Consider the following 13,909-nt stretch of genomic DNA (forward strand, 5'->3'; position numbering starts at 1 on the left):
TGGACAAACGCAACGCTTGCGCGCCATGGGCAACGTGCCAGCCGGACCACAAAAGCCAGCCCCCGCGCCGGCGATCAGGGTGAACCCTATGGCATCGAAGCACGGACGAGCGCAAAATCTGGCACCCACCATGGATATCGATTCGGACACAAGGCCTCACATGCAGCACAGCACGGCGACTCCGGCGCCGGCAACGCGACGTCAAAGCAATCGATGGAAACACGCGTCGTCGGCCATCGTCCTGCGGGAAAAACGCTTCTCGCCGTCCAAGCTCGCGGTGCTGATTGGGGTCGCCTCGCAAGCCGGTCTGGACGCGAGCGCGGTGCTGGCCGGCACCGGTCTCGACGTCGAGGCCATCGCCGACCCGTTCACGCTGACGTCGCCGCTGCAGTTTCTCACCGCCGCGCGCAATGCGGTCAGCCAGTACGGCGAGTCGGACCTGGGGGTTCGGGTTGGGCGTCAGATGCATGCGTCGAGTTACGGCATGTACGGCTACGCGCTGCTCTGTGCCGGCACCATGGCCGGCATGTTCGACACGGCGGTCAAATACTTCGAACTGGTCAATGGCGTGCTCGATCTGTGCTGGGTCGAGCACGAAGGTGTGGCGTCATGGCTCTTTCCGCAGCGCGAAGAAGTCCTGCTGCCCGAGGTGGACGATCAGCTCTACCGCTTCCTGATCGACCTGCAAATCACCGTGCACGCAACCGTCACCAGAGATGTGATGGGCACCTGGTGTGTGCCCGCGCATGCGTCCTTCACGCAAGCGGAGCCGCCGCATGCCGCCGCGTTGGCCGAGGCGCTGGAATGTCCGCTTGCCTTCGGCCAGCCGCGCAACACGCTCAGCTATCCGGCGGCGTGGTTGTCGCGCGCGCCGCAACTCGCCAACCCGATCACGGCCGCGCAGGTGTCGACGGAGTGCGCCCGTCTGCTCGAAACATTCCGCTGGCAGGCGGGCCTCAGCCGGCGCGTGTATCAGGAGCTGATTCGCACGCCCGGCCAGTTCCCGGTGATCGAGCAGATCGCCGGGAACCTGTGCATGACCTCACGCACGCTTCGTCGCAAACTGGACGCCGAGGGCACGTCTTATAGCGAGTTGCTGACCAGCGTGCGCAAAGCGCTCGCCATCGACTATCTGACGACCACCACGCTCGGCACCGAAGACATTGCCCTGACGCTGGGCTTTAGCGATGCCGTGGGTTTTCGGCATGCGTTCAAACGGTGGACCGGCAAAACACCCCATGAGGTCCGGCAAAACCGCACGACGGTGATTAGCGGTTCGACCGGCGATCAGTGATTGCCGGCGCCGGCAGCGTCGATCACCGTCCACTTCCCCACTTTCGCGACTTCCCGCTCGTCGAAATTGAAGCCGAGTCCGGGCGTTTGATGCAGCACGATGCGGCCATTCTTGTGGCCAAGTTGCCGGTCGATCAACCGCCGGAAGTTCAACACCTGATCGTCCCAGAAGTACTCGACATAGCGCGCATTCGGTGTGGCCGCAACCAACGGCGCGTGCACGTCGTGAAACCAGTGCGGGCACATCACCACGCCGTAGCTCGCGGCGGTTGCCGCGATTCGTCGCCATTCGCTGATGCCGCCGCACACCACCGCGTCCGTTTGCAGGATCGCCGCGCCGCCCTTGTCGAGCAGTTCCTTGTGATACCAACGGCCATAGCCGATCTCGCCGGTGGCGACCGGCACGCGCGTGAGCTTAGCGAGTCGCGCGTGATTGTCGATATCGTCCGGCGAGAACGGCTCTTCGACGAAGTACGGATCGTATTGCTCGATACGCCGCAAATGCTGCAACGCCTGGGTCGTGTCGGTCCAGCCGTTGTTGATGTCGATCATCAGTTCGACGTCGGGACCGATCGCTTCGCGCGCGGCGCGCACGCGCGCTTCTTCGTCGCGCGGCGAAAGACGGCCGCCCTTCATCTTCACCGCCTTGAAACCCATCTCGACATAGCTCGCCATTTCCTCGCCGAGCATGCCCGCCGATTTGCCGTCGAGGTAATAGCCGCCGCTCGCATACGCCGGCACCGTTTCGAGTTCCACCGCGCCGAGATACTTGTGCAGCGGCACGTTGTGACTGCGCGCGTTCAGGTCCCACAGCGCCGTGTCGAGAATACTGAGCGCGCGCATTACCGTGCCGGCGCGGCCGTGCAGCAGGGCTTCCTGGTACATCGCCTGCCACAGGCCCTCCACCGCGTACGAGTCCTTGCCGATCAGCACCGGCGCGAGCAACTGCTCGACGGCCACGCGCAGCAGCTCACCGCCCGCGCTGCCCACATAACAGAAACCGATTCCTTCGACGCCATCGGTCGAACGCACTTTGACCAGGCCGTAGTGACGTGTCGTCACCGTGCGGGTAGCAAACGAAGTCACACGATCGAGCGGCACACCCGCCGCGCAAACCGATACCGATTCAATCTTTGGCATTTCCACACTCCTCCATGTTGGCGGACCGTTCGCGTCTGATGCGCGTTCGGTGAGATCGAAGTGTGATAGCCGCGTGGCATCAAAAACAGTATCCTTTGGCTTCTTCAAAAGATAAAAATTCTATTCGATGGACTCGCGCTATCTGCAGAGCTTTGTCTATGTGGTCGAACTCGGTTCGATCGCCGAAGCCGCGCGGCGTCTCGATCTGACGCCGGCTGCGGTGGCGCAGCGCGTGAAGATGCTGGAACAGGAACTCGGCGCGAAGCTGGTGCGCCGGTCCGGCCGCACGGTCGGCACGACCGAGGCCGGCGAGCGCATTCTGGCGCGCGCCCGTGCGGTGCTGCACGACATTCGCGACCTCTCCGCCGATCTGAACGACGCGTCCGTGCTGGCGGGTCAACTGCGGCTGGGCGGCACGCCGACCATGATGACGAGCGTGATTCCGGACGTACTGGCCGCTTTGCTCGCGCGGCATCCGCAGATCGATATCTATCTGGAGCCCGGCAATTCAGTCGATCTGTACCGCAAGGTGGTGAGCGGCGACCTGGACGCGGCCATGCTGGTGCAGCCGCTGTTCGAGCTGCCGAAAAGCTGCGACTGGCACACCTTCCGCGAAGAACCGCTGGTGCTGCTGACACCCGCGTCGATGCAGGTCGGCGATCCGCACGAGGTGCTGCGGCGCGAACCGTTCGTGCGTTACGACCGCAATGTCGTCGGCGGTCAGCTTGCGGATGGCTACTTGCGTCAGCACGGCATCCAGCCGCATCAGCGCTGCGAACTCGACGGGCTCGATGCGATCGCGGTGATGGTGGACCGGGGGCTGGGCGTGTCGCTGGTGCCGGACTGGCTGATGACGCGTTTCTCCGGACTCGCGCTCGCCCGATGGCCGCTGCCGCATGCGTTCCCGAAGCGCGTGGTGGGCCTGCTGTGGGGGCGTTCGTCGGCGCGTATGCGGCTGGTGCAGGCGTTTCTGAAGACCGCGCAGGAGCTCGACGCGATGCCCGCGACGAAACCGCTTCGGCCCGGGACACAAAAATAATTAACGTTTGAAGCAAGCGGCTCACGCTTCTTCGCCGTTCATGGTCACGCAATACTGCTTCGGCGCCTGAATGCCGTCAAAAGGCATTCAAGGACGCGGCCACTCTGAACACCGAAGGAGACAAAAACATGAGCACGCCCTCGTCCTGCTTACCCGGCACACGTGGCTTACGTGGCGTCCGTGGCTTAGGCGGCGTCCTGTCGCCGGTCCTCACGCCGTTCAATGCGGACGGCACGCCCTCGCCGGTCCGCTTCGTCAATCACTGCCGCTGGCTGCTGGACCAGGACGTCGGGCTCGCCGTGTTCGGCACCAACTCGGAAGCGAACTCGCTCACCGTCGACGAAAAGCGCGCGCTGCTTGACGCGTTGCTGGAAGCCGGCCTCCCGCCCGAGCGGATGATGCCGGGCACGGGTGCCTGCGCGCTGCCCGACGCGATCGACATGACCCGTCATGCGGTGGCCAGCGGTTGCGCCGGTGTGCTGATGCTGCCGCCGTTCTTCTACAAAGGCGTGAGCGACGAAGGCCTGTTTCGCGGCTTTGCCGAAGTGATCGACGCGGTCGCCGACAGCCGCCTGCGTCTTTACCTGTATCACATCCCACCGGTTTCGCAGGTCGGTCTCAGCTTTGGGTTGATCGAGCGATTGCTCAAGCGCTATCCGGGCGTCGTCGCGGGCATCAAGGACAGCGGCGGCGACTGGCAACACACCGCCGCGTTGATCGAGACATTCCAGAGCGAACACTTCGACGTGTTCGCCGGCACCGAAACGACCCTGCTGCCCACGCTGCAACACGGCGGCGCCGGCTGCATCACGGCGACCGGCAACGTCAACGCGGCGGCGATCGTGCGTCTCGCGCGGAATTGGCGCGACGCCGACGCCGCGGACCGGCAGCAGCGCCTGAACGACACGCGCACGATATTCCAGCGCTACCCGATCATCGCCGCGATGAAGGCCGCGATCGCCTGGCAATCGGGCGACGCGCAATGGACCGCGATGCGGGCGCCGCTGGTCGAACTCGACGACGCACAGCAACGCGAATTGCAACAGGCGCTCTCGCGCGACGGTTTCGAAATGGAAGGCGAGGTGAGGCTTGCGGCGGGTTTTCAGCCGCAGAACGGCTTTGCAAACCACAAGCCGCGTCGTCAGGAGAGCAGCACCGCCTGACCCTGACCCGTGAGCCCCGCCCCTGGAAGCACGGCTCACGGGCCCGTACACTCTTACATCGTTCGCCCGCCACCGCACTCAAAATAACCAGTACGGCGGGCCAGGAGACAAGCCTTGCTCAGTCACACGTCCTACCCCGTCGCGCTCGACGCGACGTCCGCCGACTCATTGTTCCGCCGCGTCGCGTGGCGCTTCATGCCGCTGCTGTTCGTCGGCTACGTGGTCGCTTATCTGGACCGCGTCAATGTCGGCTTCGCGAAGCTGCAGATGCTCAGCAGCCTGCATTTCAGCGAAGCGGCGTATGGTCTCGGCGCCGGTTGCTTCTTTATCGGCTATTTCCTGTTCGAGGTGCCGAGCAATCTGCTGCTGCACCGCTTCGGCGCGCGACGCTGGATCGCCCGCATCATGGTGACGTGGGCGCTGCTTTCCATGGTCACCGCGTGGGTCAGCACGCCGCTGATGTTTTACATCGTGCGCTTTCTGCTCGGTGTGGCCGAAGCCGGGTTTTTCCCGGGCATGATCCTGTACCTCACGTACTGGTTTCCGTCACATCGGCGCGGCAAGATGACCGCGCTGCTGATGGCCGGCATTCCCGTCTCCGGTTTGCTCGGTGGTCCACTGTCCGGCTATCTGATGCATGCGTTCAACGGCGCATGGGGACTCGAAGGATGGCAGTGGCTGTTCATCGTCGAGGCGTTGCCGTCCATCGTGCTGGGCGTGGTGATCTACTGCTGTCTCGACGATCGCGTAGCCGACGCCAGCTGGCTCACCGACGCGGAAAAGCGCCTGATTCAAGGCGAAATCGATGCCGATGGCGTGGTCCGCACACACGGTTCGGTGCGCGCGGTGTTCGGGTCGGCGCGGGTCTGGCTGCTGTGCCTCGTGCTGTTCGGCATCGTGATGGGCTCGTATGCGATCGGCTTCTGGCAGCCGACCATTATTCGCGGCACGGGCATCGACGATCCGCTGATGATCGGCTTGCTGACCATGATTCCGTATTCGGTCGCGCTGGTTTCGATGCTCACGGTAGGCCGCCATGCCGACCGCACGCGCGAACGCCGCTGGCATATCGTCGTGCCCGCGCTGGTGGCCGCGGCCGGTTTCAGCCTGTGCGCGGCCAACGGCCACAGCTCCGTGCTGTCGATGCTCGGCCTCACGCTGGCCGTCTCCGGCGTGGTCACCGCGCTGCCGATGTTCTGGGCGCTGCCCACCGCGTTTCTCGGCGGCAGCGGCGCGGCGGCCGGCATTGCGTTGATCAATTGCACCGGCAATCTGGCGGGCTTTATCAGTCCGACCGTGATCGGCTGGCTCAAGGGGTATACGCATACGCTGGCGTCCGGGCTGGTGCTGACGGCGTGTACGCTGACGCTCTCGGCGGTGCTGATTCTGGTGTTTATTCCGGCACGGCTGGTGAATCGCTGAGGCCGGCCCAAATCCTTAAGCATCGTTTAATTTTTTTATGTTTTGCTCGGGGCCCGTTCCCTCCCTTTTGCGATCATGAAAACCCTCTTCCGCGCCTCGATCGTCGCCGTTACGCTGTTTGCCACCGCGCTTTCCACTGCCCATGCATCGACGTCGGCACCGGTGGCCGGCAAGGAATACACCGTTCTCTCCACGCCGCAACCGGTGGATGCGCCCGGCAAAATCGTCGTCACGGAGTTCATGTGGTACGGCTGCCCGCACTGCGCGGAGTTCGATCCGTATCTGGAGGCATGGGTTAAAAAGCAGGGTCCGGACGTGGTGTTTCAGCGAGTCCCGGTTGCCTTCCGCGACGATTTCGTGCCGCATTCCCGGATGTTTCATGCACTCGACGCGCTCGGCCTGGCATCGCGCCTGACGCCCGTGGTCTTCAACGAAATCTACGTGAAGAAAGACTATTTGCTGACGCCGGATTCGCAAGCGGCCTTCCTCGCCACCCAGGGCGTGGATAAAACCAAATACCTGCAGGCGTATAACTCGTTCTCGACGCAAAGCGCGTTGCAGCGCGACACCCGGTTGATCAAGGACTATCAGGTCAATGCGACGCCTACGTTAGCCGTACAGGGCAAGTATTTAACCGGTCCCGCCAGCACGGAAAGTTTGCCGGGCACGATTCAGGTGCTGGATTACCTGGTGGCGTCGGTGCGGGCGAAAAAGATGTAAAGACACACGTGCTGTAACAGCGGCGACCGCCTTCTAACCCACGAGGCGCGCCGCGTTCAACCTGAGGCCGCGGCTAGATTCCCCGGCCGCTTGCGCTATCCGCCCTGCAACGCGGGCAAAGCCTTCTCGAACAGATACCCCGGCGGCTCATCCTCACCGAAGTCATGCGCCGACAGCAGCGTATAGCCGTTGGTTCGATAAAGCGCGATCGCTTCAGGCTGACGCGGCCCCGTGCCAAGAAACACGCGCGTATAGCCCAGCCGCACGGCCTGCGCTTCCAGTTCGGTCAGCACACGCCGCGCGAGCCCCTGACGGCGATGCCGGCTGCTCGCCCAGATGCGTTTGAATTCGACGGTGCCGGGATCGGTATGGCGCATGAACGCACCGCCCGCAATCGCTTCGCCATTGCGCAATACCAGCACGAACGCCCCCTCCGGCGCGGCGAACGCCTCGACCGGATAGCGCTGCATTTCCTGCGCGATCTCCTGCTCGTCGATCAGGCCGGCGTAACGGCTGCCATATTCCTGAGCCAGTTCGTCGAACAGCGGACGTGCCAACGGATCGAGAACCGAAACGTAGACGAGTTGATCGTCTGTTGCGACGGAGGGAAGCACCGCTGACATACCCTATCTCCTTGCCTGCGCGTAACGAACCGGCAGTTCCGCGGGTGTGGTGAGTTGCGGTCCCGGCGCGTCGGCCGGCCGCCAGCCCAGTTCGGGGGCGACTCGCGTGACGACGTCTTCGAGGATCTGCTGATAGTTCTCGAACGGCAAATCATACGGCAACTCGAGCCGCAGTTCGCTCACCTGGTTGAGCACCGGGTCATCGAGCAAACGGCCGACGATTTCATCGGCCGATCCCACCAGATCGGGCACGAACAGCGTGCGCCGTTCGCCCTGCGGCGCCAGCGTGCGCGCGTGGCGCGGTTCGGCGAACTCGCGATAGCGCTGCCGGGTGCGAGCATCGGCGCCATCCGTCGGCACGATCACGCGACCCAGCGCAATGCGCGGCGCGCGCGTCTCGCGCCAGTGCGAACGAAAGATTTCGAGCTGGCTCACCTGCGCGTCGCGATAGTTGTCGGTGCCCTCGCCGGTCGTGATGTTGCCGATCAGCAGATTGAAGCCGTTGCGGCCGGCCCATTCGATCGAGCGCTGCGAGCCGCCGCCGTACCAGAGCCGATCCGTCAGCCCCGGTGCATACGGACTCACGCGCGGCCGCACGCGACCCGCCGCCGATTCGACAAAACTGTCTTCCTCGCCGAGCCATTCGCCCGCCAGATTGCGCCGCAAGCGCTCGACACGCGCGTGCGAAAAATCGATCAACTCGGGATTGGCATCGAACAGCCGCTCGCCGAGCAGAATGCCGTGCGCCGGCGCGCCCGCGCTCAGGCCGATATTCAGGCGGCCGTGCGACAGCACGTCGACGGTGGCCAGATCTTCGGCCAGCCGGAACGGATTCTCGTAACCCATCTGGATCACCGCCGCGCCGAGTCCGATACGCGTGGTGCGCTGGCTCGCCGCCGCCAGAAACGTCGCGGCGGACGACACCGCGCGCTCCAGATGTCGCTGACGTACCCACGCGCTGTCGTAGCCGAGCGACTCGCCGGCGCGAAACAGGTCGAGCGTGCGCTCGAAACCGGCGAGCGGCGCATCGTCGGGATAATTACCCGGCGTCAGGAAAGCGAGATGATCGATGCGAACCGCGCACATAGTGGACCTCGTTATTGTTCTGAAACTGCGTCGATGCCGCGCTTGAAACGCCCGGTGCCGACAAACCGATATCGGACAACGCCCCCCCGGTTCACGCATCCGGATACCCCGGCGGATTGGTTTCCGAATGCTCGATGGCTTGCGCCTGCACACCCCAACGCGTCAACGCCGCGCGATACTGCCCGCCGTGGATCAACTGATTGGTCGCCGCCGTCAGCGCCGACGCAAGCCCGCTATCTTTGCGCGTCGCGATCGCGACGTCGGCCTTGAGCGGCCAGCCCGCGTTGACCGTGCCGACGCGCCGGGTCTGCCCTTGCGTCGCGGCCTCGTAGGCCAGTTGCGCATCCGGATTGAAGATCGCGTCCACGCGTCGCGACAGCAGCGCGAGCCGTCCCGACGCGGGGTCGTCGTCGTAGTACTGCAGCGTGGCCGCCTTCAGGCCTTGCGCGACGTTGCGCCGGCTCCATTCGAGGAGGATGTGCTCCTGAATCGTCCCGGAGCCGGTGACGATCCGCAAACCCGCGATATCGCGCGGCTCGCGGATCGCTTTGATCGGGCTGTCGTTGCGCACATAGAAGCCGTGCAGACCGAGCCGGTAGGTGGTGAAGTCGAACTTCTTCTTGCGCCCCTCGGTCACGCCGACGTTCGAAATCACCGCGTCGTAGCGGCCCGACGTCAGACCGAGCGGCCAGTCGGCCCACGCGACCGGCACCAGTTGAAGCCGCAGGCCGAGCGCGTCGGCCAGCAGTTGAGCGTAGTCGGGATCGGCGCCCACCACGCTGTGCGCATCGGTCGCATAAGTGGCGATAGGCGGCGCGGCCGGCGCGACCGCCACGGTGAACACGCCGGGCGTGACGAAGCGGTAGCTTGCGGCGGCCTTTAGCGCTTCGGCGTCTTTCGGTGCGCGCACGCGGCCTTTCTGCTCCGCGCTGAAGTCGAAAGACTGCGCGGCGGCCTGCGCGATACCGGCATGCCACGCGAGCGGCATTGCGGCCAGCGCGGTTAGCTCAAGCAGGAACGTACGGCGTAGCTTGAGCGATGGATTCGGATTCTGCGTGTCGAGTTGTCGTTGTCGTCGTCGCATACGGTCAGAGTACCTTCGATAAAAACTCGCGCGTGCGCGGATGAGCCGGGTCGCCCAGCACGTTCGACGGCGGACCGGATTCGACGATACGTCCACCGTCCATGAACACGATCGTGTCGGCCACCTCGCGCGCAAAGCCGATTTCGTGCGTGACGATGATTAGTGTGGTGCCGGAGCGCGCGAGCTGGCGGATCACGTCGAGCACCTCGTTGACGAGTTCGGGATCGAGCGCGGAAGTCGGCTCGTCGAACAGCAGTACTTTCGGCTTCAGCGCCAGCGCGCGGGCAATCGCCACGCGTTGCTGCTGACCGCCGGACAACTGGCGCGGCCACGCGTCGGCCTTGTCGGCGAGTCCCACGCGCGCGAGCAATGCGCGCGCTTCCGCCTCGGCTTGCGCACGCGGCACGCCCGCCGCGAGCGGCGCTTCGATCACGTTGCCGAGCACGTTCAGATGCGGGAACAGATTGAAGCTCTGAAACACCATGCCGACGTCAGCGCGCCGTCGTCGCAAGATATCTTTTTCCTTGAGTTCGTAGAGCGTGCGGCCATCGCGCCGATACCCGACCAGTTCACCGTCGATATCGATAAACCCATCGTCGACGCGTTCGAGATGGTTGATCGTGCGCAGCAGCGTCGATTTGCCCGAGCCCGACTGTCCGAGGATCACCGTGACGCTTCCCGACGCGAACGACAGCGAGATGTCATCGAGCACCTTCAGCGCGCCGAAGCTCTTCGACAGGTTGTGAATGCCGACCCGGCCGCCGATTCGCCGCTGCGCCCAGCCCGCCGCTTCCACTGCCGCCGTGTCAGATGGGCATGCCGTACTCGCCGTGTTCACCGCACGCGGTTGCGCATCCCGTTGCGCCAGGCGTTCCGCCCGCGCGCTGCCGCGCGCACCGAGCCAGCGCCCAAACAGCGCGCTCAACGGCGACACCGCCACCTGGTCGCGTGTCGCGCCACGCGCGAAATACCGCTCGATATGCACCTGAATCGCCGACAGCACGGTCAGAATGATCAGATACCAGACGGTGGCGACCATCAGCAGCGGAATGACTTCCAGGTTGCGGTGATAGACGATCTGCACCGTGTAGAACAGATCCGGCATCGCGAGGATATACACGACCGACGTGCCTTTCGCGAGACCAATCACATCGTTGAACGCGGTCGGCAGGATCGCGCGCATGGCCTGCGGCAGCACGATGCGCCGCACCTGCCGTCCACCCGGCAAGCCAAGCGCGGCGGCCGCTTCACGCTGCCCGTGATCGACCGACAGCAGCCCGCCGCGAATCGCTTCGGCCGCGAACGCCGCGTGATTCAGCGTGAGCCCGAGCACGGCCGCGAAGAACGGGCTGATCAGATCGGTGGTCGACTCATTCAGCAGCGCGATATGCGTGAACGGCACGCCGATCCAGATGGTCTCGTACAGATAACCCAGGTTGTTCAGCAGTAGCAGCAGCACGATCAGCGGAATCGAGCGGAACAGCCAGATGAACGCCCACGCGCAACTGGCGAGCAACGGCGAACCGGACACACGCGCAAGCGCGAGCGGCGTCGCCAGTGCGAAGCCGAACAGCGCACCGAGCGCCGTCAGCACCAGCGTGCGTCCAAGGCCCGAGAGCACCGGTTCCGCGAAAAACCACGCCGAGAACACGCCCCAGCCCCAGCGCGGATTGCCCAGCACCGAGTTCAGGACGAGCCCGATCAGCACGATGGCCAGCACCGTGCCGGCGGTGCGCGCGTGATGCCGCGTGGGCACGATCCGGTAGTGCGCGTACTCGTGCCGCTCGGTGGTGTCCGGTAGCTGGCCCGAGTGGACGGACCCGGCAAACGGCGTGGTGGTGTCGCTCATGATGTTGCCCTCCTGCGTTGCAAACCGTCGTGGTTCATGCCGTTTCCGCGGCCGCGTAGCGGCTTTCGCGGCGCGGCAGACCCAGGTGATCGCGCAGCGTCGTGCCGGCCAAGGTGCGGCTATAGCGGCCGCGTGCCTCCAGTGCCGGAATCACGTAGCGCACGAAATCGTCGAGCCCTTCGGCCTGCACCGGAAAGCCGAGAATGAAACCGTCGGCCGCGCCGGCGTCGAACCAGCGGATCAGTTCGTCGGCGATCTGCTCGCCCGTGCCGATGAATTGCGACTTCGGCGTCGCGACTTCGAGCGCGACCTCGCGCAGCGTCGAGCCTTTGCGCTTCGCTTCGGCCTTGATGCGGTCGGTCGTCGAACGGAAACTGTTCGTGCCGAGTTCGCCCAGTTCGGGGAACGGCGCGTCGAGCTCGTATCGCGTGAAGTCGTGGTGTTCGAAGAAGCGGCCCAGATAGGCGAGCGCATCGTCCACGGTCAGCAGGTCGCGGATCACGCGATACTTCGCCTCGGCTTCCTCCACCGTCGCGCCGACGATCGGGCCGATGCCCGGGAAGATCTTCACATCGTCCGCCGTGCGCCCGTGCAGGACCGCGCTTTGCCGTACCTGTTGCGCGAAGGCCTTGGTTTCCTCCAGCGACGGTGAATGCGTAAACACCGCGTCCGCGTATTTACCGGCCAGCGCGATGCCCGAGTCCGACGAGCCCGCCTGGAAAATCACCGGCTGACCTTGCGGCGAGCGCTGAATATTCAGCGGCCCGGCGACCTGGAAAAAGCGCCCTTTGTGATCGAGCGTATGCAGCTTGTCGCGCTCGAAGAAATGGCCGCTGTCGCGCTCGCGCACGAACGCGTCGTCGTCCCAGCTGTCCCACAGGCCCTGCACGACGTCGAGATATTCGTCGGCGATCTCGTAGCGCAGTTCGTGATCGGGATGCTCGCCGCCGTAGTTCTTCGCCGACCCTTCGAGCGGCGACGTCACGACATTCCATCCGGCCCGCCCGCCGCTGATCAGATCGAGCGACGCGAATTGCCGCGCCACCGTAAACGGATGGCTGTACGACGTCGACAGCGTGCCGGCCAGCCCGATCTTCGAGGTCGCGGTCGCGAGCGCCGACAGGACCGAGATCGGCTCGAAGCGGTTCAGGAAATGCGGGATCGACTTCTCGTTGATATACAGGCCGTCGGCTACGAACGCGAACGCCACGCCGTTGGCTTCGGCCTTCTGCGCGATACCGGTGATGAAGTCGAGGTTGACGCTGGCGTCCGCGGGACCGGCGGGATGTTTCCACGAATTCATGTGGCCGCCTGCGCCGTGCAGCATGATGCCGAAAGTGAGGTTTCGCTGAGTCATGGTCGGGTCCGTCAAAGGGGGAATGGGGAGAAGCGGGATGCGATTAAACGCTGGCGGGTTGCCGCGTTGCGGCGAGTGCTTCAACCGATGCGAGCCGCAACGCGTAATCCGTCACCGGGGTGTCGATCACGAATTCCTCGATCCCGAAGCGTTCGTGCAGCGCGTCGAGTTCGCCGCGGACTTCATCCGGCGTGCCGGTGATCACATGCGGCCGCAGTTCGTCGAGCCGGAAGTCGGTCACGCCGGTCTGCCGCGCGAATTCCGCCGCCGCTTCCGGGCTCGGCAGGTTCACGGTCTGGCCGCCGGCGAGCCGCACCTTGAACACTCGCAGCGCGCCGACCTGACGCTGTGCCTCGGCCTTCGACTCCGCTGCGAACGCATACACCGCGAGCAGCGGCGTGCGGCCCGTCGCGCTGCGATACGCGTCGAACGAACGCTCGATGTTGGCCTCGTCGCCATTGAAATGGCCGGCGTAGCAGTACTGCCAGTCGTGCTGCGCGGCGAGCGCCGCGCTCTCGGGACTGCCGCCCAGCAACACGCGCTGCGGCGGCTCAGGCGGCGTGGGCAGCGCCACCGCGCCGGCCAGCGGATGATCTTCTGCCACGCCCCACTTCAGGAACGCGTCGAGTTCGGCGAGCTGATGCGCGAAGTCAGGCTTCTTCGCCTTGTCGTGAAACCATTGCAGCGCGCGCGTGGTCAGCGGCAGTCCGCCCGGCGCCTTGCCGACGCCGAGATCGACACGCCCCGGCGCCAGCGCAGCGAGTACGCGAAACGATTCGGCCACCTTGAACGGGCTGTAATGCTGAAGCATCACGCCGCCCGAGCCGACGCGAATGCGCGATGTATGCGCGAGCAGATGCGAGACGACGATTTCCGGCGCGGAACTCGCGAGACCAGGCGCGCCGTGATGCTCGGCGATCCAGTAACGCTTGTAGCCCAACGCCTCCGCGCGCTGCGCGAGACGCACCGTGAAACGCAGCGCGTCGTGGGCCGTTTTACCGTCGGCGATGGGACTCTTGTCGAGAATAGAAAGTGAATAGGACACAGTGAGCCCTCCTGGTGTACCGCCAGGTACATGGGGATAAGTTGTGGGGAATAAGCCAAACGAAGCGCCGAACGAGCCGAACGCGGCG

12 protein-coding genes are annotated in these 13,909 nt (G+C 64.8%); 5 read left to right on the forward strand and 7 right to left on the reverse strand.

The window, feature by feature from the left end; all coding sequences use genetic code 11:
• Positions 1–130: 130 nt before the first annotated feature.
• On the forward strand, positions 131–1,294 hold the full coding sequence (locus tag HWY05_RS10755; RefSeq protein WP_244146571.1) for an AraC family transcriptional regulator: 1,164 nt from the start codon (positions 131–133) through the stop codon (positions 1,292–1,294).
• On the opposite strand, the gene HWY05_RS10760 is transcribed toward HWY05_RS10755, so the two are convergent.
• A complete protein-coding gene (locus HWY05_RS10760) occupies positions 1,288–2,433 on the reverse strand; it encodes a mandelate racemase/muconate lactonizing enzyme family protein (protein WP_176058297.1) in 1,146 nt (381 codons plus the stop codon). The genes HWY05_RS10755 and HWY05_RS10760 overlap by 7 nt on opposite strands.
• A gap of 127 nt (positions 2,434–2,560) precedes the next feature.
• Here HWY05_RS10760 and HWY05_RS10765 point away from each other — a divergent pair, with 127 nt between their 5' ends.
• From HWY05_RS10765 to HWY05_RS10780, 4 genes are all read left to right on the forward strand, one after another.
• Positions 2,561–3,472 carry a LysR family transcriptional regulator gene (locus tag HWY05_RS10765; protein ID WP_176058298.1) on the forward strand — a complete coding sequence of 304 codons (912 nt, stop codon included), beginning with the start codon at positions 2,561–2,563 and terminating at the stop codon, positions 3,470–3,472.
• A gap of 128 nt (positions 3,473–3,600) precedes the next feature.
• Positions 3,601–4,635, forward strand: coding sequence for a dihydrodipicolinate synthase family protein (locus tag HWY05_RS10770; RefSeq protein WP_176058299.1), 1,035 nt, complete (start codon positions 3,601–3,603; stop codon positions 4,633–4,635).
• 114 nt (positions 4,636–4,749) lie between these two features.
• Positions 4,750–6,057 carry an MFS transporter gene (locus HWY05_RS10775; protein ID WP_035549848.1) on the forward strand — a complete coding sequence of 436 codons (1,308 nt, stop codon included), beginning with the start codon at positions 4,750–4,752 and terminating at the stop codon, positions 6,055–6,057.
• A gap of 75 nt (positions 6,058–6,132) precedes the next feature.
• On the forward strand, positions 6,133–6,777 hold the full coding sequence (locus tag HWY05_RS10780) for a thiol:disulfide interchange protein DsbA/DsbL (RefSeq protein WP_176058300.1): 645 nt from the start codon (positions 6,133–6,135) through the stop codon (positions 6,775–6,777).
• Between the two features lie 95 nt (positions 6,778–6,872).
• On the opposite strand, the gene HWY05_RS10785 is transcribed toward HWY05_RS10780, so the two are convergent.
• The 6 genes from HWY05_RS10785 to HWY05_RS10810 form a co-directional block, all read right to left on the reverse strand.
• The gene (locus HWY05_RS10785) at positions 6,873–7,400 is read right to left on the reverse strand and encodes a GNAT family N-acetyltransferase (RefSeq protein WP_035549843.1); all 528 of its coding nucleotides are present in this window, start codon (positions 7,398–7,400) and stop codon (positions 6,873–6,875) included.
• A gap of 3 nt (positions 7,401–7,403) precedes the next feature.
• Complete coding sequence (locus tag HWY05_RS10790; protein ID WP_081935841.1) at positions 7,404–8,486, reverse strand: LLM class flavin-dependent oxidoreductase; 1,083 nt, start codon at positions 8,484–8,486, stop codon at positions 7,404–7,406.
• Between the two features lie 91 nt (positions 8,487–8,577).
• Complete coding sequence (locus HWY05_RS10795) at positions 8,578–9,474, reverse strand: ABC transporter substrate-binding protein (protein ID WP_051981162.1); 897 nt, start codon at positions 9,472–9,474, stop codon at positions 8,578–8,580.
• Between the two features lie 100 nt (positions 9,475–9,574).
• Complete coding sequence (locus tag HWY05_RS38615) at positions 9,575–11,419, reverse strand: amino acid ABC transporter permease/ATP-binding protein (protein ID WP_081935837.1); 1,845 nt, start codon at positions 11,417–11,419, stop codon at positions 9,575–9,577.
• A gap of 34 nt (positions 11,420–11,453) precedes the next feature.
• Positions 11,454–12,776 (reverse strand): LLM class flavin-dependent oxidoreductase, encoded by a 1,323-nt coding sequence (locus tag HWY05_RS10805; protein WP_176058301.1) that lies wholly within the window; start codon positions 12,774–12,776, stop codon positions 11,454–11,456.
• Positions 12,777–12,819: 43 nt separating this feature from the next.
• Complete coding sequence (locus tag HWY05_RS10810; protein ID WP_176058302.1) at positions 12,820–13,821, reverse strand: LLM class flavin-dependent oxidoreductase; 1,002 nt, start codon at positions 13,819–13,821, stop codon at positions 12,820–12,822.
• Positions 13,822–13,909: the final 88 nt, after the last annotated feature.

It is taken from the genome of Paraburkholderia sp. BCC1876, assembly GCF_902833695.1.
Classification (GTDB): domain Bacteria; phylum Pseudomonadota; class Gammaproteobacteria; order Burkholderiales; family Burkholderiaceae; genus Paraburkholderia.

Excerpts from the sequence above, each read along its gene's own strand:
- HWY05_RS38615 (WP_081935837.1), bottom strand. The coding sequence starts at position 11,419 with ATGAGCGACACCACCACGCCGTTTGCCGGGTCCGTCCACTCGGGCCAG.
- HWY05_RS10760 (WP_176058297.1), bottom strand. The coding sequence starts at position 2,433 with ATGCCAAAGATTGAATCGGTATCGGTTTGCGCGGCGGGTGTGCCGCTC.
- HWY05_RS10795 (WP_051981162.1), bottom strand. The coding sequence starts at position 9,474 with ATGCCGCTCGCGTGGCATGCCGGTATCGCGCAGGCCGCCGCGCAGTCT.
- HWY05_RS10785 (WP_035549843.1), bottom strand. The coding sequence starts at position 7,400 with ATGTCAGCGGTGCTTCCCTCCGTCGCAACAGACGATCAACTCGTCTAC.
- HWY05_RS10755 (WP_244146571.1), top strand. The coding sequence starts at position 131 with ATGGATATCGATTCGGACACAAGGCCTCACATGCAGCACAGCACGGCG.
- HWY05_RS10780 (WP_176058300.1), top strand. The coding sequence starts at position 6,133 with ATGAAAACCCTCTTCCGCGCCTCGATCGTCGCCGTTACGCTGTTTGCC.
- HWY05_RS10805 (WP_176058301.1), bottom strand. The coding sequence starts at position 12,776 with ATGACTCAGCGAAACCTCACTTTCGGCATCATGCTGCACGGCGCAGGC.
- HWY05_RS10765 (WP_176058298.1), top strand. The coding sequence starts at position 2,561 with ATGGACTCGCGCTATCTGCAGAGCTTTGTCTATGTGGTCGAACTCGGT.
- HWY05_RS10770 (WP_176058299.1), top strand. The coding sequence starts at position 3,601 with ATGAGCACGCCCTCGTCCTGCTTACCCGGCACACGTGGCTTACGTGGC.
- HWY05_RS10790 (WP_081935841.1), bottom strand. The coding sequence starts at position 8,486 with ATGTGCGCGGTTCGCATCGATCATCTCGCTTTCCTGACGCCGGGTAAT.